Origin of the sequence: Dapis purpurea BLCC-M126, assembly GCF_050015975.1 — a bacterium.
Classification (GTDB): domain Bacteria; phylum Cyanobacteriota; class Cyanobacteriia; order Cyanobacteriales; family Microcoleaceae; genus Trichodesmium.
The window spans coordinates 71660-96511 of record NZ_JBNHER010000214.1 but is presented as its reverse complement, the minus strand read 5'-3'; the positions used below and the strand labels follow the sequence as shown (position 1 = coordinate 96511).

Genomic DNA, 24852 nt, shown 5'->3' with positions numbered 1-24852 from the left:
CTTTAAACCACAATTATTTAATTAACAATTAATAATTAATAATTCGGTAATGTTTTATAATAATTCAAGGAAAATGTATTGAATACTTTTCCCTGAATAGATAAAGTCTTTTTCAAGCTAAGATAAGTCAAGAATTAGTTGGGGTGAGTTTTAAATAGGAAAGCATTGATTAGAAAAAACTTTTATTCAAACTCTTAGACTAACCTGACATCTGTGACTAATGCAGATAGAAACCATAACTATTAATGTAATGGAAAATTGATCGAGCTTAACTAACTAAACCGGAACGCAAAGCACGGACTGCTGCTTGAGTGCGATCGTTAGCACATAGCTTATTTAAAATACTACGGACATGGGTTTTGACAGTTCCGGTAGTTATATAAAGCTTCTCAGCAATTTGAGCATTGCTACATCCAGAAACTATTAGCTGTAATACTTCTAATTCTCTTTCTGTTAGAGGATCTATCTGAATTATTCCATCTCCTCCTGGCGCACAGTCCATTTCATTTAGTTTTATTATTGGTTGAGAAGTTGGAGAATTATGATCGGAAGTTTCCTGAGCTTGCTTAATTACCATACTAGCGATCGCCGGATCGATCCAATTATTACCTTCATTAGTAACCTGAATAGCCTGAAGTAAATTACTAAAACTGACATCTTTGAGACTATATGAATCTGCACCAGCACTAAAAGCAGCTATTACAGTATCTTCACTATCTTTTGTTGTTAAGACTAAGACTTTTGTTTGTAAGTCTTCGAGATTTCCATTTAATTCTTTCAACTTTTGAGTCAGTTCAATTCCATCCATATCAGGTAGATTCAGAGCAACTATTACCACATCTGGCTGAGTTGCCTGCACAATTTTTAAACCTTCTTGGCCATAAGCTGCATCTCCGACTACTTTGATACCTTCAGACATCTGCAATGCAGCTACTAACCCAGTACGACTTAAGTCATGCTTTTCAATCAAAACAACTCTGATTACGTTCATCGTAATTCCTTTTTGTTTAAGATAAACTTGTACGGTTGTTTATAAATCAGTTTTGATTTATTATATATATAGGGAAAATAAGAAAATGCTCTTCAGCTTTGACGTAAAACCCCTATTTTTGTAAGCTTATCATCTAATTGTTTCAAAAATTGTAAATCTGTCTCTGGTAAATACCCGCCACTATCTTTTTCTAAAAAACTAAACCCTTGCCTAAACTCATACCCACTTGCCTGAATAGGTGCATCAAAATGACAAGGAATAATCTGCCGAAAATTCCAACTTGCCACCTTCTCAACCCACTCCATTACCTTTTTTGGATCGCGATTTAAAATCAGAGTTTGCAATATGGGCGCTACTAATAACCGCCCATCCTGTCGTAATTGTGTAAAAGAACGCTGCCAGTCAGACTTCCACCGCCACGGTAAGATACCAAAATATGCACGCTTCGAGCGATCGCCTGCTTTTCCCACATTCTTCAATATTTCCCCAGTAGGAACTACATCTAAAGCATCCACCTGAAAATACAATGCAAACAAACATATTTTTTGCCACCCTATACATCTATTTGTCGGAGTATCTTCTACCACATCAAACACATCATCTTTAGCATGAAATAATAAAGGATAGGGATCTAAATGCAAAACCTCCGGCGGTTCAGCAGGTACAGATAAAACAGTATCAACTGCCAGTAAGGTTTGGGATGGACTATGCCAGAATACTACTTCTGCAAAAGGTCTCAAACCAATATCAAGAGGTCCAAGAGTCGCGTAGTCAAATTCTGCTGCAAAAGGTGCATCTCCACTGTTAGCAGGGAGTAGGTAGGTGCGGTTTCTTGGCAAACCCAACCAACTCAAGGGTAAATTTAGAGGAAAACTCCATTGGTTGGGCGTGACAAAAACTTCTGCCGTGGGAAATTTTCTCGCAAATGGTCCCACATATACTTTATGTTCTAAGCCAGAAATAGTTGGTAAAATAATGTAGCGAACTTCTCCATATTTTTCTACCAATTCATTGACAAGGCGGACGCATTCCCTGGTTGGTGCTATTGGGGCATAGACAAACAAACCGCCTCCAATCATTCTGACTACTGTCATCCTAATTGGCACAGTGACATAGAAGATACCTTGAAGTTGATCAAAAGTCCAGATTGTATCTTTAACTATTTCTTTTCTTAACGTCCGCCGTTGCCCATAGGGATATAAGGGTAAAATTGGCCATAGTGGCCATGACCAATCCTTAGAGTTAGAATTCTGCTGTTGTATTTTTTTCCCTGAACGCACCTTTAATGCAGTTATTGACTACAGTTATTAATTTATCAGGACTTACCGAATAATTAATAATTAATAATTAATAATTAATAATTATTAACTAAATACCTTGGTTTAAAGCCTACCCTTTTTAAGGGGAAAAAATCAAAATTTTTCCAAATAGTGTCAATCTTCTCCTTTTTAGGAAGAAGTAATTATTAATTGTTAACTGCTGAAGCACCTAAATAAGAAACTGGGTTTGTTGCCGTGATTATTGCTGTGACTTTAGCTTCTAATTTCTAATTTCTAAGTTTTGACTTTTGACTTCAAGCGGGCATTTCTACGGTAAAAGTTGTCCAACCATTACTGCTGGTGACAAATAAATTTCCATTCAACTGTTCTACTAATTTTTTTACTAGAGCTAAACCCAAACCTGTGCCACCTTGTTTCCAAGGATCGGCATTAGGCACTCGATAAAATTTAGTGAATATTTTAGGTAACTCGGATTCAGGAATTTCTGATGGATTACTAACTATAAATTTGATGGGAGCAGGAGTTTCTGATGGGCTTATTTTACTATTTTTTTTCTGGTTATATTCAATTGAAAATTTGATTTCGCCACCATCTTCAGTATACTTGCAAGCATTATTCAGAAGTTCTGCTAAAATTCTGCCTAAACTATTGTTATTAGAACGGATCTTAGGTAGTTGTTTAGGATATGTAGTATTGAGAATTTGTTGCCGTTCTTTCACCCGTGATTTAAAAGGTTCCATGATAGTAGGAAGCCAAATTGTTAAATCTATTGTATCTAAAGCAACGGATTCTGTACCTGCTTCTAGGCGCTGTAAATCTAATAGATCGGTGATTAATTCAATTTCTCTTTTACATTCTGTATCTAAAACATTCAAATATCTTTCACCCTTTTCTGAAATAGGGAATACTTTCAGCATATGAATAGCCATTTTCATATTTGATAGAGGTGTTCTCAATTCGTGGGAAACAGTACTTAAAAAATCATCTTTGAGAATATTAAGTTGCTCTAATTCTTTGACTTTTTGTTCCAATTCGGCAGTACGCTCTTGTACTTGTCTTTCTAAGTCTGTGTTGAGAGTTTGTACTTGTTCATAAAGTTGAGCTTGTTGGATACCGATCGCTAACTGGGTTGCTATTTGCTGCAATAAATCAATTTCAGATGGTTGCCAATCTCGAATGCCTGAGTATTCTTGAGTACACATAATTCCCCATAATTGCCCATCTTGAGAAATGGGTACTATCAAGAAAGATTTTACCTGCTTTTTTTGCAAATTCGTAATTTGTTCTATAGCTAAATCTGTTTGCTCAATATCTGCAATTGCCTGAATCTTATTTTTCTTAATTTTTAGACTTGACATTAAGCATTCAGAAGAAGCTCGATCGCCCATCCAAGAATGGCAACTATTATCTACTGACTCAGCAACTATCTTCGTTACTTTTGGAGATTTGACTTCAAATAGTACCACTCGATCAGCTTTCAAAAATTGTTGCACTTCTGTAACGGCAGCATTAATTATTTCATCTAGATTTAAGGATTGATGAATCCTGAGAGCAATTTTGGCCAAGAGGCGATCGCGCTCTAACTGTTCCTGTATTTCTGCTGTTCGGGCTTGAACTTCTTTTTCTAGTTCTGCATTTCGGTTATGTAACAACTCAAATTTTTCTGCTTGTAGTTGATTGACATCAGCTCGTAATTTTCTGACTAATCCAAACATTACTGTCGGATCTAAGACTTGAAGTAAACTTGTCTGATTTACTGTTCCCAGTAACTCTCCTTGTTCGCTACATACTATCAATAGTTGCACTTGTGCCTGCAACATTTTTTTATGAGCATCCCATAGAGAATCTGTTGGTTGCAGAAAATTCATTTGAGTTTTCATTACCTTCTTTACAGGTACTTTTGCCAAATCCATATCAATAAAATAGGCTTGTGCAATCTCATCATTAGCAATTATACCAATCGGTTTTTCGATACTTTGTGTTTGCACTTTTTTCTTCTGTGTAATAATTACACTATTCACTTTATTTTCTGCCATCAGTTGACTAACTTTCAACAATGATGCTGTTCCTGAGATTGTTACTGTAACACTATCATTTTTTACTTCATTTACTCGTCTTGATCTCAGCATGTTAGAAGGTTGTAGGACTTGGCGAATTTTTTCTGGTGTCACAACACCAACTATTTGACTTTTACTATCTAGGACTGGTAGATGACTAACTTTATGTTTCCGGAACAGAGACAAAGCTGTAAATAAATCTTGATCGTCTGATTCTTTGAGAGTAATAACATTAGATGTCATTACCTCGCTAATATGCACATCTTCTGATAATTTTTGTAGATTATTAAATTTATTGGTAGCAATTAATTTGACAAGATCACTGGCAGTAAATATGCCTAATAGAGAAGATTGTGAATTATGCTTTTGTTCTTGCTCAACAGATATATTTTTTACTACTAAAACACTTGTGGCTTTTTCTTGGTTTAATAATATTGATTGATCGACCTGCTCATTTTCAGATGTATTCACATTGGGCAAAGCACAACTATTATGTAACTTGCTCATTAGTTTGAGTACATCTACCAGAGGAGTTTCTGGAGTCACAGTTAAGGGATGACGGTCAATAGCTTGTTGTAGAGGTGATGAATACATACTAGATTGAGCAATCATAATTATATTTCCTGATTTTTAGGTAAGAGTAAGTTAAAATATTATCTAGATTTTTGAGTTAAATTCAGAGTTTCTTTTCTTTAGGTAGTTCTATGACAATGGTAGTTACTACCTAAAAATCCAATCTAAATTTTAGGAAAAAATTAATTTTTCATCAATATTTACCAGTGATAAAATTATATATTGTATTGTTAAATAAAAACACCATTATCAAAAAAATCTATGAACTTGGGAATTCAATTAAGATACAAGTATCTTCATTATTTTACATTAGCCTTACTCCTGCTAGTAACTGCCTGTGTGGGTGGGGAGAAGAAAACAGAACTTATTGAGACTCCCTCCGCAGCAGTAACTTCAGAAGAAGAAGAGATAAGAAGCTATGTTCTAGTTGATGGTTCAAGTACCATTTTTCCCATCTCCGATACAATGGCTCAAAATTTTATGCAGGATAATCCTGATCTTGAGGTAATTGTGGGAATATCTAGTTCTGGTTCTGGACTGAAAAAGTTCTGTATTGGGGACACGGATATATCAAATGCTTCCCGTCCCATTAAAAAGTCTGAGATCGATCTGTGTCGGGCAAACGGAATAGAGTTCGTTGAAATTCCTATTGCCTTTGATGCTATTTCTATTATTGCCAACCAGTACAATGACTGGTCAGACTGTCTAACTATAGAGGAATTAAAAAAAATTTGGCAGCCTGATGATGCTGATAAAATTACCAACTGGAAACAAATTCGTGAGAAGTTTCCCGAAGAACCCCTGCGTCTTTATGCTCCTGATACTGACTCTGGCACTTATGATTACTTTACTGATGCTGTTGTTGGAGCAGCAGGTAAAAGCCGAAAGGACTTTAAAGCTAGCGAAGATGATAATATTATTATTCAGGGCGTCGAATCTGACTGGGGTAGTTTGGGTTTCCTTAGTCTTGCCTATTATGAAAATAACAAAGATGTTTTGAAATTGATTAGTATTGAGAATAGTAGTGGTCAATGTATCGAACCAAGTCAGGAGACGATCGCTAATGGTGCTTATACTCCCCTATCTCGTCCATTATTTTTATATGTGAATAAAAATTCCCTAGAAACAATGCCTCCTGTTCAAGCTTTTGTTGATTACCAAATAGATGTGACTAACAAAGAGATTATTTCTAAAGTGGGTTATGTTCCTATATCAGGAATTATACAAGTAAAAGTAAAGAAGCGTCTTGAAGAACTGACTACTGGCTCAGTTTTTGAAGGAGAATCTGCCGTTGGTGTTAAGCTTACTGAAAAATATTTGTCTGAAAAAGAAATAAAGGAGATGGGTGGCAGTTAAAAAAAGTCAAAAGTAAAGTGGTTCCCATTACTGGCGGAAAGATTCTGAATGCTTCTCAAATATAATCACAGCAAGAAATTAATTTCTGTATATCGCCAATCTGACGACTTTCCCTCCTATCTAACCTCTGACTTCTAACTTCTAACTTCTGAATTTAGGTAATTATTCCTTACTATTCCAGAATTTTTGTTTCAAAATATTAAGTAAGGATGAGTTGAGAGTATTGTCCATGTTTCCATTCTTTGCTAAGTCCTGCTGTGGTTGGGACTTTTTTCAACCAGAATCTCGTAAGGCCCAGCAGGAGAATAAACTCAAATTCCTCAAGTGGATGCGAGATGACCTAGAAACCAGACTGGCTGGACTTAATGCGGCCATTCAGACTATAGAACGGCAAATAAATCAAGATCAAGATCCAGCTTCCTAAGCTATCTTGAGTAGACTATTTTTCGTTCTTACACTTTAACTACAGTTATATATTTTGCTGGGGCGTAATATTTTACGCCCCTTTTTATCAGTTATCAGTTACCAGTTACCAGTTATCAGCTTTAGGACTTTTGCTGGCACAAGGGTTTAAATAGGGTTTGCTGATTAAATATAAAAGCATTGACAGATAAAGGTTTTAGCCTTTCTCGGTCCTCAAAAAGTACAAGGTTTTTGTTGTCTATACCTGCAAAAAGTTAAGATTTTGGTTGACGCGAGGCAGAAAAATCCAGGGATAATTCTTCCTTCTGCCTCCTCTAAATTTCCCACTCCTCGTGACTCCTGACTCCTACCCTCACCCATAAGACTTTTTCAGCAAACCCTAAATAGGACTTTTAGAAAAGGTTAACATAGCAATATTTTTTGAAATTGGTATTAGTTAGTAAATTATGACAAAATCCATTCACCAAATACCCCCTTTCCAAGCTTTGGCCCTCCAAGTTAAGGCTGAGGCTGTAAATAAGGCCAATGACCGCTCAGAAGCGCGATCGCTCATCGAACAAACTATTAATCGCATCGGCCAACAAATAGCTGCTAGTAAAGCATTTATTGGGCCTAACTGTAAATTAGTCCAGTTACCAGAATATTTCCTTACAAGTTTCCCGATGGCGGAGTCTTTGAAAAGTTGGGCGGACAAAGCTTGTTTAGAAATGAATGACCCACTTTATGATCGCCTGGGAGAAATTGCCCAAAAGAATGCTATTTTTCTGGCAGGCAATGCTTACGAACTTGACCCCAATTTTCCCGAACTATATTTTCAAAATTGCTTTGTTTTTGACCCCAGTGGCAATATGGTATTACGCTATCGTCGTCTCAACTCCATGTTTGCTCCTACTCCCCACGATGTTTGGGATAAATATCTTGACTGTTACGGTTTAGAGGGTGTGTTTCCTGTGGCGAAAACAGCGATCGGTAATCTTGCTGCTGTCGCCTCTGATGAAATTTTATTCCCAGAAGTGACGCGATGTTTGGCGATGCGGGGGGCAGAAATTTTACTCCATCCTACCTCGGAAATTTATGGGCAAGCGCGATCGCCTAAAGAAGCAGCAAAAGTTTCCCGTGCTGTGGAGAATATGATGTATGTTGTCTCTGCTAATACTGCTGGTATTGCCAATACTCCTATTGCTGAAGCTTCGGTTGATGGGGGTTCCAAAATTCTCGACTATCGAGGTTTAGTATTAGCAGAAACTGGGCAAGGGGAAAGTATGGCAGCTTATGCAGAAATTGATATTACTGCTCTGCGCAACTATCGCCATCAAGTGGGAATGAAAAATTTATTAGCAAGACAACGGTGGGATGCTTATGCAGAAAGTTATCGTCAGTTTCATGGTTATCCTCCTAATACTATGGATAGTGGAGTTGTGGAACGAAAACATTTTATTGAAACTCAAGTTGCAACTATTGAAGAGTTGGCAAAACAGGATATTATCTAATACTTCAACAATTAATAATTAATAATGTAAGCATTCAGCTATTAACAGTCAGATCAAGCAGAATAAGACACTCCTTTTAAGGACGGAGTTTAAATAAATATAGACTTTAAAGTATTTTGTAGTAAGATTTAATTCTGGCTCAATTAATAAAGTTTTGAATGCCTACTAAAAGCAATAGCTGTTAACAGCTAGCCTCCTTATAATTAATAATTAAGGAATGGGGATTAAATAATTCAGGTTAAAACCCTCCCCTTTCATGGGAAAAAAAGCGGTCGTTTGCGGAGCATGACCTAGGATGGGATGGCAAGGTCTCCTCCCCATATCCAATCGACCAAGAGAGGAAATAATATTTCCTTATACATATTCCCTCACGGTTTTAACCAGAGATAATTATCAATTATCAATTATTCATTATCCATTAATGAAATTACCCAATAAAATTTGTATTTCAAAATCCTACTAAATTAGTCATAATTTTGTTCCTGATGCTACTAAAGCAGACATAGGTAAAACCAATTTATTTTTATCAAAATAAGGCTGTGATGTTTGACGAATATTAGTCCTAATATTTGCAAGATTTTCCTCAGTTTGATTGCGAAGCAAACCACCTGTTCTTGCCGTGCCTTGATAAAAAGCATCAAGCAATTCATCAGCATTTGTTAATTCCCAAGTCAAAGAAAATTTACTTACTAAAAGATGAGAAAAACCTGCATTTTGTAATGCAGAAATACAGTTTTGTTCTTCACTAAAATAAAAGAATGGAGGTCCTTCAGGAAGATCTACTTCTAAATTACCATAAGCTTGAATTGCTTCATAAACTAACTTCATTCCAATACATTTATCCATGACATCCCAGACAGTAAAAGCAAATTTTCCTGGATGACGCAGCACTCGAAATGCTTCATTAATTGCTTTTTGAGGTTCAGCCAAGTGTAAGATGCCAAAATTCATCACAACAGCATCAAATTCTTCATTTTTAAAAGGTAAAGATTCGGCTTCTCCTTGGATAAATTCTAGGTCAGGATTAAGTTGTTTAGCCTTCTTTAACATCGCATCAGAAAAATCTAATCCGATCGCCTGACATTGAAGTTTAGCAGCACCCGCAGCTACATAACCAGGTCCAGTAGCAACATCAAGTATTTTAGTTCCTGTTTGGGGGTTCACAGCATTCAGAAGTGGTTGAATCATTTGATTGGTTAGAGAACCAAAAGAATTATCATATTGGTCTACAGATTGTTGCCACGCATTATATTCAAATTCTCTAAATTCTTTGGCTAAATTAGTCATTTATTTGATCTGATTTGGACAGTTTTTTTTCACTCTATCATACTACATTCATTAATTAATAATGGATAATGAATAATTGATAATTATCTCTTTAAAAATGGATAATCTGTTAGGCATTTAAACCTAAAAAGCAATAATATTTTTACCACCAATAAAATAGGATTGCTATAGTATATACTAATTTATTGGCCCTGGTAAATGCGTCATGCTTTTATCTTAAAAATCTATTAAAAAACTATAGTTGTAAAGTTTATAAATCTTGAAGAGCATTACCTAATCAGCAACCCCAATTTAGTAGATACTTGTTGACAACTGATAACTGATAACTGAAATGGCATACCCTGTTTCTAATAAGCACAATTTTGTCATATTGTTTGATGAAATTGGTATAATATGCTCGTAATTCCTAAAATTTACTAAATCAAAAAAAAGAAGCATAGTTTATGGTTAATCAAGTTCAAGTGCGCAACCCACGGACAGGAAAAATAGATTATTTTATTACTCCTTCAACAGCAGCAGAAATTGCTGCTAAATGTGTCAGTTTACGCAAAGCACAAATTGAGTGGCAACAGTTAGGAATAGAAAAACGAGTTGAGACAATTAAACAGTGGAAAAAATCTATTTTAGCTGACCAAGAAAAGTTAACCAAAGCATTAGTCAATGACACAGGTAGACTCATAGAATCAAGAATAGAAATTGACTCTGTAATTAATAGTATAGATAGATGGTGCAACTTAGCACCAGAACTATTAGCAACTGGGGAAACAAAAACTACAACAATTCCATTTATTCAACTGCAAAATCAGTTAATTCCTTATCAGTTAGTTGGTATTATTAGCCCCTGGAATTTCCCCCTATTGTTATCTTTAATAGATGCAATTCCAGCTCTACTTGCTGGTTGTGCTGTTATAATTAAACCGAGTGAAATTACTCCTAGATTTATTCAACCTTTGTTAGAAACTATAGCTACTATTCCATTGTTGCAGGATATTTTTACTTTTATTGAAGGAGCTGGAGAAACTGGTGCAAATTTAATAGAATATGTAGATTTTATTTGTTTTACTGGTAGTGTTGCCACAGGTAAAAAAGTTGCCGAAGCAGCGGCAAAAAAATTTATTCCAGCTTGTTTAGAATTAGGAGGAAAAGATCCAGCAATAGTTCTTGAGTCAGCAGATTTAGAGTTAGCAACATCGGCACTTTTATGGGGTTCAGTTGTTAATGCAGGACAGTCATGTTTATCGATTGAACGTATTTATGTAGCCGAGTCAATTTTTACAGAATTTATTACTAAAATTACCGAAAAAGCCAAAAGTCTGAAGTTAAATTATCCTAATATTGAATCTGGAGAAATTGGACCGATTATTTCAGATAAACAGGCAGATATTATTACCGAACATTTAGAAGATGCAGTGAGCAAAGGTGCAGTTATTCATTGTGGAGGAAATGTAGAAAAGTTAGATGGTGGTTTCTGGTGTTTACCTACGGTTTTAAGTCAAGTAAATCATAGTATGAAAATAATGACTGAGGAAACTTTTGGACCGATAATACCAGTTATGTCTTTTGCTACTGTCGAAGAAGCAATTAGGTTAGCAAATGATACGATTTATGGTTTAAGTGCTGCTGTATTTGGAGGTTCTGAAACTGAAGCTTTAGCAGTTGCTAATCAGATAAATGCTGGTGGAATTAGTATTAATGATGCAGGTTTAACAGCGTTAATAAATGAAGGAGAAAAAAATTCTTTTAAGTTTTCTGGTTTAGGTAATTCCCGAATGGGTGCTGATGGTATGAAAAGATTTTTGCGGAAAAAAGCGATTTTAACTAAAGTAAATTCTGTTCCTAATCCTTGGTGGTTTGATTAATACCAAGCGTAATATCAAATCCGCTTGATTGGACATAAAAAAATTCTCCAATCGTTGTAACTACGCTCATGTTTGTAATTCCCTCTCCTCCTGACTCCTGACTTGTCCCTCATTTATTTATAACTATTCAACCAGACATGATATAACGTGCATTTTTTTGCACGTCCACTCACAGGAACAAGGTTTTTTGTGATGACTCATGCACATTATCCCACTTCGCCAAAATTTAGGAGATGATTAAAACATAGAGATTAGCAATTAAGGAGTACCTCAAAAAAAATATCAATAATTTCTTCTACTTTTATTTATGTATGTGTTTGTGTGTGTTTCATTAAGTTGTAGTCCCTATATACTTAGGGGCTATTTTTTTTGTAGATACGCGCTAATATTATGTCTGGTTGAATAGTTATAAATAAGGATGAATAGGAAGCACTGTAATTATTAATTATCTTTGGTTAAAACCGAGAGGATTGAACCAAGTGCGGAAATCTTGTTTATTTAATTATCAATTATCCATTATTAATTATCAATTATCTAACCACGCTTTCATTTTTCCAGGATTTAATAAACCATAAGGGTCTACTTTTTGCTTAAATTCTAACTGTTCAAAGTCTGTAGTTTTCATTCCTCCATCTTCCAAAATATAGGTATGAGGATTAAAAATCATTACCCCATTTTCCTCGTGATATTCAATAATTTCATTCAACCTTTCTTCCGAACTATAACGAACAATTTGTAAACCGACTGGTGTAGTTTTACCATCCATTTTCATAAACTCTAAGTGCATGATTACTTCATCGCCAAAATGCCGATACATTTTTTCTACAAATGCCAGATTTTTATCACTTGGAAAACCACTTTGTAAATAAGTCAAATTTGTATCTACACTCCGAGCGTGTAAAGTTGTATGATTCCAAGTAAACTCATATATCGGTGTACCTTTACTTGCCTCTTCACCAGTTTTTTCATAACAAATTTCGCCCTTAAATTCTTTAAGCAAATCTTGCAAAGATTCTAAACTATATTCAGATACCATCAAAAAAGCACAATGTTTTCCTTCAGGAATTGAATTTTTTAAACCAGCAAAAAAACTAGGTATCGGCCAAGCAAAAATTGTAATTAATTTTTTGACAATTCCATCACTATCTCCCAATGCTTGAGCAAATTTTGCACAGGTCATAAAATCATCAAAAGTCACAATTAATTCTGCCCAAGGATAACTAGGAGCCAAAGGTATTTCTAATTGAGTAATAATTCCATTTGTTCCATAAGCATGATTAACTTTTTGTACATCATCGCCGCGCAATTCTATAACTCTTGGTTCGTCTTCCATCGTAACAACTCGGACAGCAGAAACATTACCTCTATCTCTCAATCCACCATAATTAATTGAACCTATTCCACTACTACCACCACCAATAAATCCACCAATTGTAGCGATGCGATAAGTTGAGGGAAACATCCTGATTTCCCAACCAATTTCTCTGGCTTTTTTATCTAAAGCAACTAATTTTACTCCTGGTTCGACGCAAGATAAACCAGGTTTAATCCAATTAATATTATTCATTTTTGTAGTGTCGAGAACTACCCCTCCCTCCAAAGGAATACATTGTCCGTAGTTACCAGTTCCGGCACCTCTAACTGTTAAAGGTACTTGATATTTAACACAAGTTTTAGCTATTTGTAAAACCTCTGCTTCATTGGTAGGACGTACAATTAAATCAGCCTTTTTATCTTTCAGTTGCGATTGTAAAACAGGGCTGAAATGATAATAGTCTAAGGAAAGTTTAATTACTTGATTTGGCTCGGTAATAATTTCGATATCTGTTAGTTCTGATGCTAGGGCATCCCAATTTATTTGTATTGTTTTAGTTGTTGTCATTGGAATTTTGAGTAAAAGATTATTTTAACATTATTATATAGAATTGCTTCAAAAGTAGTTGCTGTGATAATAAGAAGTTTTTTGAAAGATATTGTGATATAATTGAATAACATCAATAAGTAGCGATCGCTCTTTATGCGTATTATCAGTCGGAGGACACTGAGAGAATACTGGGAAAAACATTCTAATGCTAAACCTGGACTTTTGCTATGGTATAATAGGGTATCAGATGCAGAGTTTCAAAACTTTAATGATTTACGGCAAATCTTTCCTTCAGCAGACTTAGTTGGAAATTTTACTGTCTTTAATATTGGAGGAAATAATTATCGACTCATTACTTACATTGATTACGAGTACAAAATAATTTTTATTCGCGCTGTACTAACGCACTCCGAATACGACAAGGAAAATTGGAAAAATGACGACTGGTTTCAAAACTCCTAACAATTATTATCTAGAATTAATTACTACATTTCCCCCTCGCCCCATAACTAACGAAACTGAATTAATAGCTACTCAAAATCGGATTAATTCTATTTTAGACAAAGGTTCCCTAACAAAAGAAGATCGCGACTATCTAAAAGTTTTAGGAATGTTAGTCTATGAATATGAAGAAGAACACGAACCAATTCCTACTATTCGAGGTGTTGAACTTCTGAAAGCTTTATTAGAAGAATTTCAACTTTCTCCTCAAGATTTAGTTCCTATTTTTGGCAATGAATTTATGGTATTAGAAATATTGAATAGCAAATGTAAACTATCAGAAAATCAAATTCAAGAACTAGCTAATTTTTTCCATATTTCTCCATCTTTATTGATAGATAATGAAAAGTAGTCATTGCGACGATAGGAAGCCATCTAAGGAATCTGTTCCAGTCGCAATGACTTACAATAAATAACCAAATTATTTAATTTATAATGTTATATATAATCCGAATGAAAACCGTCATTGCGAGCGAAGCGTTTGCGAAGCAGTCCGTCAGGATAGCAATCTCAAGAGTCTAGGAGATTGCTTCCTTCCGCTCCGTTCCAGTCGCAATGACTTAATATTATCTACGTTTGAGTTTATAATTAAAGTTCGTAGTAGGGCTTCAGCCCTATCTATACTTCGGGCTAAAGCCCTACTACAAACAAAAACTTTTTTATCGCTGATTATCGGCATATTATATTACAATAACTAATAAAATTATTTAATTTATTTAGTCTTTTGCCAATCTTCCAATGCTGCAATAACAAAGCTACTAGCAGGATGATTTAGTAATTGTTCAACGGCAGAAACTCCACCAGCTTTTATCGCACTGAATATTCTTTCTGCTTTAGTTGAATTATTATCAATTTGTGTAATTACTTCTGTAGCAATTTTCATTTTCCCTGCCGTTGTATCTGATGAGTAAGTTTCATCTAGTTGCTCTAATAATTCTTGAATATCTTTTGCTGCTTGTGCTAAATTTGGTTCCTGAGATTCATAAATTGTACGAGCAATTTTTGCAGAATCTTTAATCTCTCCTCCGCTACCAGCTAAACCATAAATTTCTCCTTTGTTGCTAACTGCTCCATGAATTTCACGAGCATGAATTTGGTCTCCACTACTTTCTGCCATTTTTGTATCTCCTTTACTACTATACTTTCCTATATTAACACTAGGGCGATTAACTGCTGCACTTAATACACCTTTATACCATTCAATATCCTTTTCTCTCTGTGCCAATACTGCTCGAAGTTGTTCTCCTGAAAGTGCTTTTAACTCATTATAAGTATTGAAATATTCTTTATCTAAAACTGAATGGTCAGCTTCAAGTGTAGTGTCAGCTCTAATCAATAATTTGTCATTATTTTCCCCTCGAACCTCCATAGAACGCATTTTTATTTCTGCTTCTGGATGGTCTTTTTGTAGTTTCTCAAATGAATATGCAGCTATTCGGGGGTCTACTCCTTGATTATGATAAAGGTCTAAGGTATTCACTAAAGGTTTGATAAACTCTGCAAATTCTCCTTCTTCAAAATATTTATCTTCATCGGCAGGTTTTCGGCGCAGACGCTCATCCAAACTTTCTTCTGGTGGAAGTTTGAGAAAGTCTGGTCGTTTATCTGGAGGCAGACGCATATAAACATAATCGCATTTGATACCATCTAGTTTAGTTGTGGTTGTTATCCCCCAGTCTTCAAGAAAAGCTCCGGTTAAAGTTGCGCCTGTGAGGTTAGCTTGGTCTAAAAATGTTCCTACTAATTTGGCACGAGAAAGGTTTGTATTTTGAAGGTTGGCTAAGTTGAGATTTGCTTCTATGAAACTGGCATTTTTTAGGTTGGCTCCTTTAAGATTAATTCCTTGGAGGTCAAAGCGATTTAAGTTTATATTTTCACTTTCACCAGTTTTTACTAACTCTCTGACTTTGGCATATTTTAGATAAGTTTTTCCTGGTCGTATGCAGTCGAGTTTTATAGTGTTTTTCCAACAAGCATGGGTTATGTTCGCTCCTCTAAAATCTGTACTTTTGAGAGTCGCATTAGTAAAGTCAGCATCGGTTAAATTTGCATCTCCAAAAGATGTTCCACCTATGGCAGCAAAAGCAATAGCTGTGTTAACAATAAAAACATATTTTTCATCTCCTTCTGTTGCTCGATAAACAAGGTAAAAACTGAAAAGAGTTTGTGGTAATGCTTCAACTGTGACGAAGTCTCCGGCTTCGATCAAGGGGCCTAAAGATGCATATAAGGCTAAGGCTACAGTGAAGGCTAAGGCTAAGGATCCCGCTCCGGCGAAGGCTAGGATAAAGGCTAGGGTTCCGGCGAAGGCTCCACCTAAGGCTAAGGCAAAGGTTCCGGCGAAGACGAAGGCTCCGGCTCCAACGATAAATCCAACCATGCCTGCGGCTACAGCAAAGCCTCCAACTAGGACGAAGGCGTTTTCTATTCCTTGACAAATAAACGCTATCCAGAGTGTAATAATTGGAATTAAGGATACCAAACGATAAATTTGAGGTTCTAAGTTACTTGACTGAAATATTTGCAATATCAAATTTGAAATGAGTGAATTCAAAAAAAGTGATATACCAACTAAAACAAAAGAACTAGCAAGCAAAACTACCACCCAACGTTTCTGTAACCCTGCCTTAGCTCCACAAAACTTCGCCCCCGTTAGATTTGCCCCACGAAAATTAGTACCCCGAATATCAGCAAAACTGAAATCTGCATGAGACAAATCTTTTCCCTTAAAAGACAGACCTCTAAGATTAGCTCCTTGGAAATTCCGTTCACCTTGTTGATATCGTTGTAATATTTTACGTTTGCGTCGATTCATATTTTGTATCTATTAATAAGGATTTAGTAAAGGAAAATTGGAAAAATGACCACTGGTTTTAAAACTTCTAACAATATAATATTAGATAAAATTGATTACTACATTTCCTCCTCATATCCTGTTTGTTTTTCTTAGAAATTCCTACTTAATAACTTATTCAACTTCATCATCTAAAGGTTGACAAAATTGCCCCCAATATTCTAATGATTCAAAAGTATTATATTGACCGTAATTATCATCAATACTCATAAAACGTAAAAATTTACAAATTGCTTTTGATTGTTCCCTGGTAAAAAATTCTCTACGAGATAGATTAAAAGAGGATGGAATTAAAGAAAACATTGTAGAGTCAATAGAAGTGCTATTGGAGGTCTCATAATTATTGATTGTCCATAAAATATAAGCAGGTAGATAGAAACGATAGCCTTTTTCATCGAAAAAGCTTAAAATATCAGATAAATTTTCAATTAACTTATCATTAGTATCCTGCCAATTATTGGGTAATAATTCTTCAACAGATAAATTTTTAACTAAATCTTGGGAAATATATACTCCTCCATTTTTAGCTAGAATATTATGGTAAATTTGTTGTTGCCGTCGATCGTACTTATCTTCTTTTTTTAGAGAAACATTAAACATATAATCATCAATCATCCGAGCTTCAATTAAAGTAATTCCATCCTCTAGCTTGACTCCAGCAAATGCTTCCTGAATAGCCTGAATAACTTGTTGTTTAAAAATCTCTAATTTTTCGTCTAAAGTTTTCCAATTAGGCAGTCTAGCTTCACTTTCAGTCGGATTTCTTACCAAATATCCCCATTCTTCTTCACAAACTCCCCAACGATTAAAATTTTGCTGTGCTTGTCTCAAAGTACAATAATTTGTGCCCCATTCCTCAAAATTATTAGTATCTTCCCAAAAACAAACTGGGCAGATTTGATATGTTCCTGGTGGTGGTTTTTCTAGAGTTAAATAACCACAACAAGGGCAAGGATAAAATTTTGTTATTTTCGGTTTATTCATCAAACTTTTTCGATTTTTATGATTAGATCAAGTATATGTTGGGTTGCGCTGTCGCTTTACATGTTGCGCAGCAAAACCCAACCTACATCTGTCAAAATTCAATTGTTTAATAGTGGGAGCATCTTGCTCCCGTAAATTTTCCTCCTATTACTCCCGTAAATTTTTATCCTATTCAAACAAACTATCTAATTCACAATAATCAGGTAAAGTTGTATCAATAACTCGACCATTTCTCAACACCACCCTATCATGTTGAGACCGTGATAAAAGTTCGCTAAAATTCCTACCTTTAAACAGAATTAAATCGGCAGACAACCCAACTTTAATTCTACCAATATTAGGCAAACCAATTAAATCGGCAGGAGTCTTAGTCACAGCATTCGGCCAATCTCCATAAGGCATATCTAAATGAGCAATTCTCACCGACATATTAAACACTTCCAAAACATCATGGTCGCCAAATCCAAAAAATGGATCGCGACAATTATCACTGGCAAGAGCAACAGAAATTACCTGTTTTTTCAATTCATGTAATAAAGTCACACCCCGCCATCTCGGAGTATAATTATCTTGCCTATTTTGCAGATAAAGATTACACATTGGCAGACTAACAATACTAATACCAGCTTCGTTAACTAACTCCAAAGTTTCTATTACTTTTTCAGGAGTTTGTACAGCTAAACTACAACAATGTCCGCAGATAATTTTCCCAGAAAATTGATGACTAATTGCCTTCTCAGCAACCTTATGTAAAACCCTAGAATTAGGGTCTCCATTTTCATCAGTATGTAAGTCTAAATCTAATTGTCTTTCTTTCGCCAGACTAAATAATCTATCTAATTGATTATCTACATCTGAACTCATAAATGGAACCGCTCCTAATATCCCACCAACATCAGCAATTTGATCGGCTAATTTTTCTCCAGCTTCAGTAAGATAATAATCCCCAGTAACCAAAGAAACAGGTTGCAATATTAATTTACCTTCCCACTCTTTTTGTAATGTTTGAAATACCTCCAAACTAATATTTACCTGTTCTCCAAAACAGTCAAGATGAGTCCGAATAGCCTTTGTACCATGAGCATAACTACATTTGAGACCAAATTCCATCCGCCGATAAATGTCTTCAGCATTCCAATATTTTCCCGCATCCCTAGCACCCGCATCCAAAGCACCATTAAAACTACCATCTAAGTTAGGCGATCGCACCCAAATATGTCCTTTATCTAGATGGGTGTGCATATCCACAAAACATGGCCATACCATACCACCTTTCAGGTCAACAGTAGGAATGTCCCCAGTTGAAGATAACTTTGCCGAGGAATGGACAATTTGTGTGATGATTCCGTTTTTAATTTCTATATTTACTAAAGACAAACCTTCCCTAGTGTCACTTGATATCTCTGAGTCAGTTTCTATAAGACACACAGGTACATGAGCATTTTTTAACCAATAGTTAGAAGTATCAGGGATTACTGAAAATTGTTGATTGTTCATATATGTAATTATTAAATTTATGAGTATTTATTAGTTTGATTAAGACCGTTCCCCAAACCCATCTCCTACAAGGATAAGGCAGATTATTTCCCCTTCCCTGCAAGGGAATGGGATTAGGGGATTAAGTTTTTTTACCCACAATTTTAGTCTAGACACGCTACTACAGGGACTATCTCCGTGGCACAATAATGTAGAGAAAATTATAGATTAAAGGATTAAGTTCAATGATGACTGAATCTAGATTACAGACTGCATTAAAAAATGGCCAAGCTCTAAAAGTTATTAGTGGTTTGACTAATTTTGATAAAGATAGAGTCGCAGCAACAGTTAAAGCGGCAACTTTAGGTGGAGCAACCTTTCTTGATATTGCTGCCGATCCTAGCTTAGTAGAAATGGCACGCAATTTAACCAACTTACCTATTTGTGTGTCTGCCATTGAAGCTGCTAAATTTGTACCAGCAGTAGAAGCGGGTGCTGACTTAATTGAAATTGGTAACTATGAAGCATTTTATGCTCAAGGAATGCGCTTTGAAGCAGAGGAAGTTTTACAGTTAACTCAAGAAACTCGCAAACTTTTACCTAATATTACTCTTTCTGTAACTGTTCCTCATCTTTTAGAATTAGATCGCCAAGTACAACTAGCTACTGAGTTAGTAAAAGCAGGTGCTGATATTATTCAAACTGAAGGTGCTGTCATTGCTAAACCAACTCACCCTGGAACTTTGGGATTAATTGAAAAAGCTGCTCCTACTATTGCAGCCGCTTATGAAATTTCTCGTGCGGTAAGTATACCTGTGTTGTGTGCTTCTGGCATTTCTAATGTTACTGCTCCATTAGCGATCGCTGCTGGTGCTGCTGGTGTTGGTGTTGGTAGTGCTATTAATAAATTGAACAATGAAGTGGCGATGGTTGCTGCTGTTCGTAGTTTAGTGGAAGCTTTGGCAACTGTTAGTCATGTAAAAGCAGATGTAATGTCTGTTTAATTTGCTTGACTTGGAGAGTTTTCAGGTTAATGAACTACACTAAAAAATGATAACCCTGTAGGGACGTTGCATACAACGTTCCTATTCAAATCAAAAAGTCTGTGAGGAATAGTTTATCCATAGATAGGAGAAAATTATGATAAATTTTAAAAAGAAAATAGTTACCGATGAAACCATGCGTCCTGTAGAAGTTTTGATTGACTATCAAGACTGGCAATAAATTGAAAAGTTATTGGCTGCTTCTAAGTTAAAAACAGAACTACAAAATGTAGACTTAGCTAAGTATGGAGGCGCAATCAAACTTAGTATAGACCCTCTGATACCAATTCTCAAAAACTTTGCTATACTTGGAATTTATATTTATAAATACTATTTATTGACGTGATATAAGTATTCAATAATATTTGTTATTTTGATGGTTATTTGGGCAGTTTCCAACTATAGCATTACTTTTGATAAATGGTATGAAATATCAACAACAAATTAGAGATGAATGGTAGTCACAAAAAATTTAATTGTGCTAGATACAGTCGCTCGCAATTACAGAAATACCTTATTTTGCATAAGTCCTAATAAATTTAAGTAATTAAGGTACTTTCTTCAACATTTATCATTCTTGCATAGAGAATTTGCTCATTAATTTCTAGATTATTGATTAAGCTTAAGCAAGTTACAATACCATTGCCGATTAATTCTCCTTCTATTTCTCCATACTCGACCTGCAAAATAATATTATCTGCTCGTGAATCATTAGATACACTATCCGGATCTTGCCAGGTGCCCAAACCACTAATTTCTGTTGTTGCCTTCATAAAATTTAATGATTTAGATTTGAACCTGGGTACAGTTAATGTTAATAATTCCTGTTCAATTCTAGTAAATTGAACATGATTACTTTCTTCTCCAAATAGTAGTGCAAAAAGTATATCTTTAGCTAGAATTAGTAATTCATTTCCCTGATTACTCCGATATTTTTCTGTTATTAAGTCAGTTCCTTTTTCGGGAGGATTATTAATTAAATAGCCATCTTCTATTAGTTGACTGCGATTTCTTTTATCATACTTTTTGAGAAAATCATTTAATTTTTCTCTATCCAGTGCCATGTCTTTGAGGCGTTCTATTCTTGAAAGTCGCTCTAGAGCTTTTTGTTCTTGAATAGCTTTAATATCTTTCTTTTTTATATAGAAAGAATCTAAAGTTAAACGTATAATTTGCTCAATTAACCAGTCTCGATCTTGTTGTACTAAATAACTGCGTAATTTTTCCTCGAACTGGGGAGCTAGCTCTTCCTTAATAGAACTAACTACACCTTGAATATTCAGACTCATTTCTGTTCTCCTAAAAACTGGTAATTAAAACAAGGGTTAACAATCTGGAATTTATCCTACTATAATTTTGTCTTCTAGTTCAATTACTCTAATAGAAATTTTCTCTAATTGCTCGACTTAATTTGACTGCTATTTTATTCAACCAAAATCTATAATTATTAAATTACGTTAGAACTTTATATAACTCTAAACTAAAACCTAACATTTAACACATCCTTGCTAATTTAACAACCGAATTTGGGCCAAAACAAAAACAGCAGGAATCACACGACCATAATTTGTGGCGATCGCTCTCCAACCCAAATCGGCCAAAAACCAAGTCCACAACATCGGCCCTAAAAATCCTAAAGCTGTCCGTACTGCGCCGTAACGAGCTGCACTAAGAGCCATCCCTCGATTAGCCATTTGCATAGTGACGTGACTTTGAAACTGAGCTGCTGCTGTTGCTCCGCCTTTGACTAATGCTGCTTTTGCCACTTCATATTTAGCAAAATGAATAGCGAATTGACGAGCTAACTGCTTTAGTAATATTGGTTTCAATACCGAACTGACTGCAAAAGCGGTACTACCTTTAAAGAGTAAATTTAATGGATCTTTTTGTATTGATATTGGTAGAGGCTGAGGAAAATTACATTCAGCCAGAGAATTTTGTATATTTTGAGCTAAGATATCTTGTTGGGATCGAGGCAAACGTTTCCAGGTTCGACCTAAAACATGGAGAAATACCTCTGCTTCTAAATCTGTGGTTGAAAGCTTTTGAGAATAGGGAATCTTTAGATAGCTACAGACCTTAATTAAAGCTTGCCGATAACTTACTTTCTGGGTATGTCCCCGTAATACTGTCATACCATCGGCTGCCAGATAACGAAATCTCTGGTCTAGTGCATCTAACCAAGCTTCGCGATCGCGACTTTGTACATCTATTGGTAGAGGAGTCTGGAAATAATCCAAAGGATTGATCCCGCGCCCAAACAAAAGTCCTGTTAACTGTTGTAACTCCTCTTCTGTTGCCAATTCCAGTGCTGCTGTTAGTTCATCCAACTTACATTCCCTCCACGCACACAAAGCACTATGATTATACTTTAATTTAGTTTAACTAAAGCCAACTTTAAGATTAAGATTAACCAATTAATTATTATAACATAAAATATTTATTTTAATCTTAAAAATTATGAACAAGTCGCAAAAATTTGATATTGCCGTCATTGGTGCAGGGATCGCTGGTTTAGTCTGCGCTCAAGAACTACAGAAAGCTGGTTATTCGGTAGTGGTGTTGGAAAAATCTAGGGGAGTGGGGGGTCGCATGGCAACTCGCCGAGTCTCAGGAAGTCGCGCCGATCATGGAGTACGTTACCTGGAACCGACAGGTAAATTTTTGCCACAATTAATTAATAATCTCAAAAGTCAAAAAAATAGCCCCGATACTGAGCCAATTCTCGAACTTTGGACAGATAAAATTTATGAACTAACTCAACCCCAGGGACTACTACTCCCTATTCCCAAAAATTGTTATATTGCGCCCCAGGGAATGAACTCTGTAGGAAAATTTCTTGCCCAAGGTTTAGACATTTGGTTTAGTCGGCGAGTACAAACTATGCAACCAATAGCGGAAAAAAATTGGTGTTTGACTCTGGAAATTACTAATGATGCTGCTACCGAAAAACCAACAGAAGTAATGGCGAAAGCTGTAGTTTTAGCTATCCCTACGCCCCAAGCTTTAATGATTTTGGAAAAACCTGTTGCGGAAATACAGCCTGAATTTCTTGAGCATCTGCGTTTTGTAGAATACGATCCTTGTATTTCTGTGATGGCAGGATATTCTCCAGAATTACAGAAAAATTTACCAGAATGGCGAGCGATCGCTTTCCCCAATGATGAATATCTCGACTGGGTAGGTGTTGATAGTAGTAAAAGACTCCATCCTACTCAACCTGTATTTGTGATTCAAAGTAGCGCTAAATTTGCGACTACCCACCTTGACACCCCAGACTTACAACCAGTAGGGAAGGAATTACTAGAGCATACAGCACAAAAGTTGTTGCCGTGGTTAAGTAACCCAGAATGGTTGCAAGTTCACCAATGGGGTTATGCTTTATGTCGTCAAGCTTTAAGTGTTTCTTGTTTGACTACAGAAATGCCATTGCCATTAGTGGGTGCTGGTGACTGGTGTGGTGGGAATAATATTGAGGATGCTTTTGCTTCTGGGTTAGCTGCAGCAAATTGGTTGAGTCAGATGGGGTTCATTAATGGATAATTGATAATTACAGCGCTTCTCATTACACCCTCGCGGGCAAAATGCCTGCACTACAATATTTTTACCATTTATCCTGTACATCATTTGCCCGAAAGAGCTCAATTGATTCGAGTTAAACGCCCACATCAATAAGTTAATAACATTTGGAATTATGCTGAGGTATATTTTCAGGATATTGAGTTAGCTATCTGGACTTTTGGAAAAAGATAAAGTAAAATATTTTCAAGTCATTGTATAATCTAGCGTTTACTTAACAATGTTCTGCCATGAAACAGACAACCTTATCTGGATTTAAAAAAAAAGTAAATGAAAATCACTCTATACGTTTATAGGAAAGCAATTATATCTGAATTACCCCCAAACAAATCCTAGATTTGCTTTATATTGAGCAACAATGTCTTGACTTTCTTGTAGCCAACAAAAAAAGTTGTAAGAAATACCCGTGAGAAATGCTTCCAAAGTTTCCGTGAAATTGGTTAAAGGCTTATGAGCATAACGTTTTCTCAGGCCACCCATGAATTGCTGATAAATAATAAAAGTATAGGCAACAAACACTAAAATAAAATGACGTATGAGACTGGTTTTATGTCTCATTTGATAGTGCAAACGGGAGAAGGAGTTTTCGGGTTCCGTCGTGAATTTGCCGTCGCTGGCAGTAAAACATTAATAATGAGTTTGTAGAGCGTACAAACAAAGCCCAAATATGTTATTAATGGAGCAATTTTTAGATTATTTAAAAGCAGGTAGTGGTCGTAGCCAAGCATTGAAAGAAGCGCAGCAATATATTATTAATATTACTATTGGAGAGTTACAAGAAAGTAAATTATGTCCGGATATTTTAGCTGAATTAAACTTAGGAAATAATCTGGAAATTGACAGTAAACCATTAGCTCATCCCTATTTTTGGGGAGCGTGGATATGTCAGGGAGAAGTTGATAATTTTCAGATGTAATATTATGTCCGGTTGAATAGTTATAATTAAAGCTTGTAGTTGGGCTTTAGCCCTATCTACAGTTCGGGCTAAAGCCCAACTACAAACAAAAACTTTTTCATCACTAATTATCTGGACATCATATAAGATATCTTCACTTTTTATAAAGTAATTGTTAAAAACAGTGCTATTACTTATTTATTACTTAATAATTGAAGTCTTGAGTAAGTAGAGCATTCTTTTTTTAAAATGGTATAATAGTCTAATCTTGTCAAACTCTATATTTCATTGTAAAATAAAGACTTTAAATAGTAAAATTTTTAGCAAAATTATCCAATAA

20 protein-coding genes are annotated in these 24852 nt (G+C 35.5%); 9 read left to right on the top strand and 11 right to left on the bottom strand.

Annotated elements, in window-relative coordinates; all coding sequences use genetic code 11:
• Nucleotides 1-268: 268 nt before the first annotated feature.
• From ACP6PL_RS19145 to ACP6PL_RS19135, 3 genes are all read right to left on the bottom strand, one after another.
• Nucleotides 269-991, bottom strand: coding sequence for a response regulator (locus ACP6PL_RS19145; protein ID WP_426546869.1), 723 nt, complete (start codon nucleotides 989-991; stop codon nucleotides 269-271).
• A 92-nt stretch (nucleotides 992-1083) separates the two neighbouring features.
• A complete protein-coding gene (locus tag ACP6PL_RS19140) occupies nucleotides 1084-2271 on the bottom strand; it encodes a DUF4336 domain-containing protein (RefSeq protein WP_426546868.1) in 1188 nt (395 codons plus the stop codon).
• A 293-nt stretch (nucleotides 2272-2564) separates the two neighbouring features.
• Nucleotides 2565-4940, bottom strand: a complete 2376-nt coding sequence (locus ACP6PL_RS19135; RefSeq protein ID WP_426546867.1) for a CBS domain-containing protein — start codon at nucleotides 4938-4940, stop codon at nucleotides 2565-2567.
• Nucleotides 4941-5162: 222 nt separating this feature from the next.
• On the opposite strand from ACP6PL_RS19135, the gene ACP6PL_RS19130 reads away from it, so the two are divergent.
• The 3 genes from ACP6PL_RS19130 (at nucleotide 5163) to ACP6PL_RS19120 (ending at nucleotide 8170) form a co-directional block, all read left to right on the top strand.
• Nucleotides 5163-6257 (top strand): PstS family phosphate ABC transporter substrate-binding protein, encoded by a 1095-nt coding sequence (locus tag ACP6PL_RS19130; protein ID WP_426546866.1) that lies wholly within the window; start codon nucleotides 5163-5165, stop codon nucleotides 6255-6257.
• Between the two features lie 229 nt (nucleotides 6258-6486).
• Entirely contained in the window at nucleotides 6487-6681 is a 195-nt protein-coding gene (locus ACP6PL_RS19125) for a hypothetical protein (protein WP_426546865.1), read from the top strand.
• 445 nt (nucleotides 6682-7126) lie between these two features.
• Nucleotides 7127-8170, top strand: coding sequence for a nitrilase-related carbon-nitrogen hydrolase (locus tag ACP6PL_RS19120; RefSeq protein ID WP_426546864.1), 1044 nt, complete (start codon nucleotides 7127-7129; stop codon nucleotides 8168-8170).
• Nucleotides 8171-8638: 468 nt separating this feature from the next.
• Here ACP6PL_RS19120 and ACP6PL_RS19115 read toward each other — a convergent pair whose 3' ends face one another.
• Nucleotides 8639-9457 carry a class I SAM-dependent methyltransferase gene (locus ACP6PL_RS19115; RefSeq protein ID WP_426546863.1) on the bottom strand — a complete coding sequence of 273 codons (819 nt, stop codon included), beginning with the start codon at nucleotides 9455-9457 and terminating at the stop codon, nucleotides 8639-8641.
• Nucleotides 9458-9900: 443 nt separating this feature from the next.
• Between ACP6PL_RS19115 and ACP6PL_RS19110 the strand changes: the two genes are divergently transcribed.
• Nucleotides 9901-11316, top strand: a complete 1416-nt coding sequence (locus ACP6PL_RS19110) for an aldehyde dehydrogenase family protein (protein WP_426546862.1) — start codon at nucleotides 9901-9903, stop codon at nucleotides 11314-11316.
• Nucleotides 11317-11842: 526 nt separating this feature from the next.
• On the opposite strand, the gene ACP6PL_RS19105 is transcribed toward ACP6PL_RS19110, so the two are convergent.
• Nucleotides 11843-13198, bottom strand: a complete 1356-nt coding sequence (locus ACP6PL_RS19105) for an FAD-binding oxidoreductase (protein WP_426546861.1) — start codon at nucleotides 13196-13198, stop codon at nucleotides 11843-11845.
• A gap of 135 nt (nucleotides 13199-13333) precedes the next feature.
• On the opposite strand from ACP6PL_RS19105, the gene ACP6PL_RS19100 reads away from it, so the two are divergent.
• Complete coding sequence (locus ACP6PL_RS19100) at nucleotides 13334-13642, top strand: type II toxin-antitoxin system HigB family toxin (RefSeq protein ID WP_426546860.1); 309 nt, start codon at nucleotides 13334-13336, stop codon at nucleotides 13640-13642.
• Nucleotides 13617-14033 carry a helix-turn-helix domain-containing protein gene (locus tag ACP6PL_RS19095; protein ID WP_426546859.1) on the top strand — a complete coding sequence of 139 codons (417 nt, stop codon included), beginning with the start codon at nucleotides 13617-13619 and terminating at the stop codon, nucleotides 14031-14033. Before ACP6PL_RS19100 ends, ACP6PL_RS19095 begins: the two co-directional genes overlap by 26 nt.
• Before the next feature lie 360 nt (nucleotides 14034-14393).
• Here ACP6PL_RS19095 and ACP6PL_RS19090 read toward each other — a convergent pair whose 3' ends face one another.
• From ACP6PL_RS19090 to ACP6PL_RS19080, 3 genes are all read right to left on the bottom strand, one after another.
• Nucleotides 14394-16496: a pentapeptide repeat-containing protein gene (locus ACP6PL_RS19090; protein WP_426546858.1), complete on the bottom strand. Its 2103-nt coding sequence runs from the start codon at nucleotides 16494-16496 to the stop codon at nucleotides 14394-14396.
• A gap of 153 nt (nucleotides 16497-16649) precedes the next feature.
• Complete coding sequence (locus tag ACP6PL_RS19085) at nucleotides 16650-17519, bottom strand: DUF6714 family protein (protein ID WP_426546857.1); 870 nt, start codon at nucleotides 17517-17519, stop codon at nucleotides 16650-16652.
• A 168-nt stretch (nucleotides 17520-17687) separates the two neighbouring features.
• Nucleotides 17688-19016 (bottom strand): cytosine deaminase, encoded by a 1329-nt coding sequence (locus ACP6PL_RS19080; protein ID WP_426546856.1) that lies wholly within the window; start codon nucleotides 19014-19016, stop codon nucleotides 17688-17690.
• A gap of 224 nt (nucleotides 19017-19240) precedes the next feature.
• Here ACP6PL_RS19080 and ACP6PL_RS19075 point away from each other — a divergent pair, with 224 nt between their 5' ends.
• The gene (locus ACP6PL_RS19075) at nucleotides 19241-19999 is read left to right on the top strand and encodes a DUF561 domain-containing protein (RefSeq protein ID WP_426546855.1); all 759 of its coding nucleotides are present in this window, start codon (nucleotides 19241-19243) and stop codon (nucleotides 19997-19999) included.
• A 578-nt stretch (nucleotides 20000-20577) separates the two neighbouring features.
• Here ACP6PL_RS19075 and ACP6PL_RS19070 read toward each other — a convergent pair.
• Nucleotides 20578-21327, bottom strand: a complete 750-nt coding sequence (locus ACP6PL_RS19070) for a hypothetical protein (RefSeq protein WP_426546854.1) — start codon at nucleotides 21325-21327, stop codon at nucleotides 20578-20580.
• A gap of 219 nt (nucleotides 21328-21546) precedes the next feature.
• Nucleotides 21547-22368, bottom strand: coding sequence for a YaaW family protein (locus ACP6PL_RS19065; protein ID WP_426546853.1), 822 nt, complete (start codon nucleotides 22366-22368; stop codon nucleotides 21547-21549).
• Nucleotides 22369-22498: 130 nt separating this feature from the next.
• Between ACP6PL_RS19065 and ACP6PL_RS19060 the strand changes: the two genes are divergently transcribed.
• On the top strand, nucleotides 22499-23581 hold the full coding sequence (locus tag ACP6PL_RS19060; protein ID WP_426546852.1) for an NAD(P)/FAD-dependent oxidoreductase: 1083 nt from the start codon (nucleotides 22499-22501) through the stop codon (nucleotides 23579-23581).
• 351 nt (nucleotides 23582-23932) lie between these two features.
• Here the strand turns inward: ACP6PL_RS19060 and ACP6PL_RS19055 are convergent, their stop codons facing one another.
• Nucleotides 23933-24175 carry a hypothetical protein gene (locus ACP6PL_RS19055; RefSeq protein WP_426546851.1) on the bottom strand — a complete coding sequence of 81 codons (243 nt, stop codon included), beginning with the start codon at nucleotides 24173-24175 and terminating at the stop codon, nucleotides 23933-23935.
• Nucleotides 24176-24293: 118 nt separating this feature from the next.
• Between ACP6PL_RS19055 and ACP6PL_RS19050 the strand changes: the two genes are divergently transcribed.
• A complete protein-coding gene (locus tag ACP6PL_RS19050; RefSeq protein WP_426546850.1) occupies nucleotides 24294-24533 on the top strand; it encodes a hypothetical protein in 240 nt (79 codons plus the stop codon).
• Nucleotides 24534-24852 lie beyond the last annotated feature (319 nt).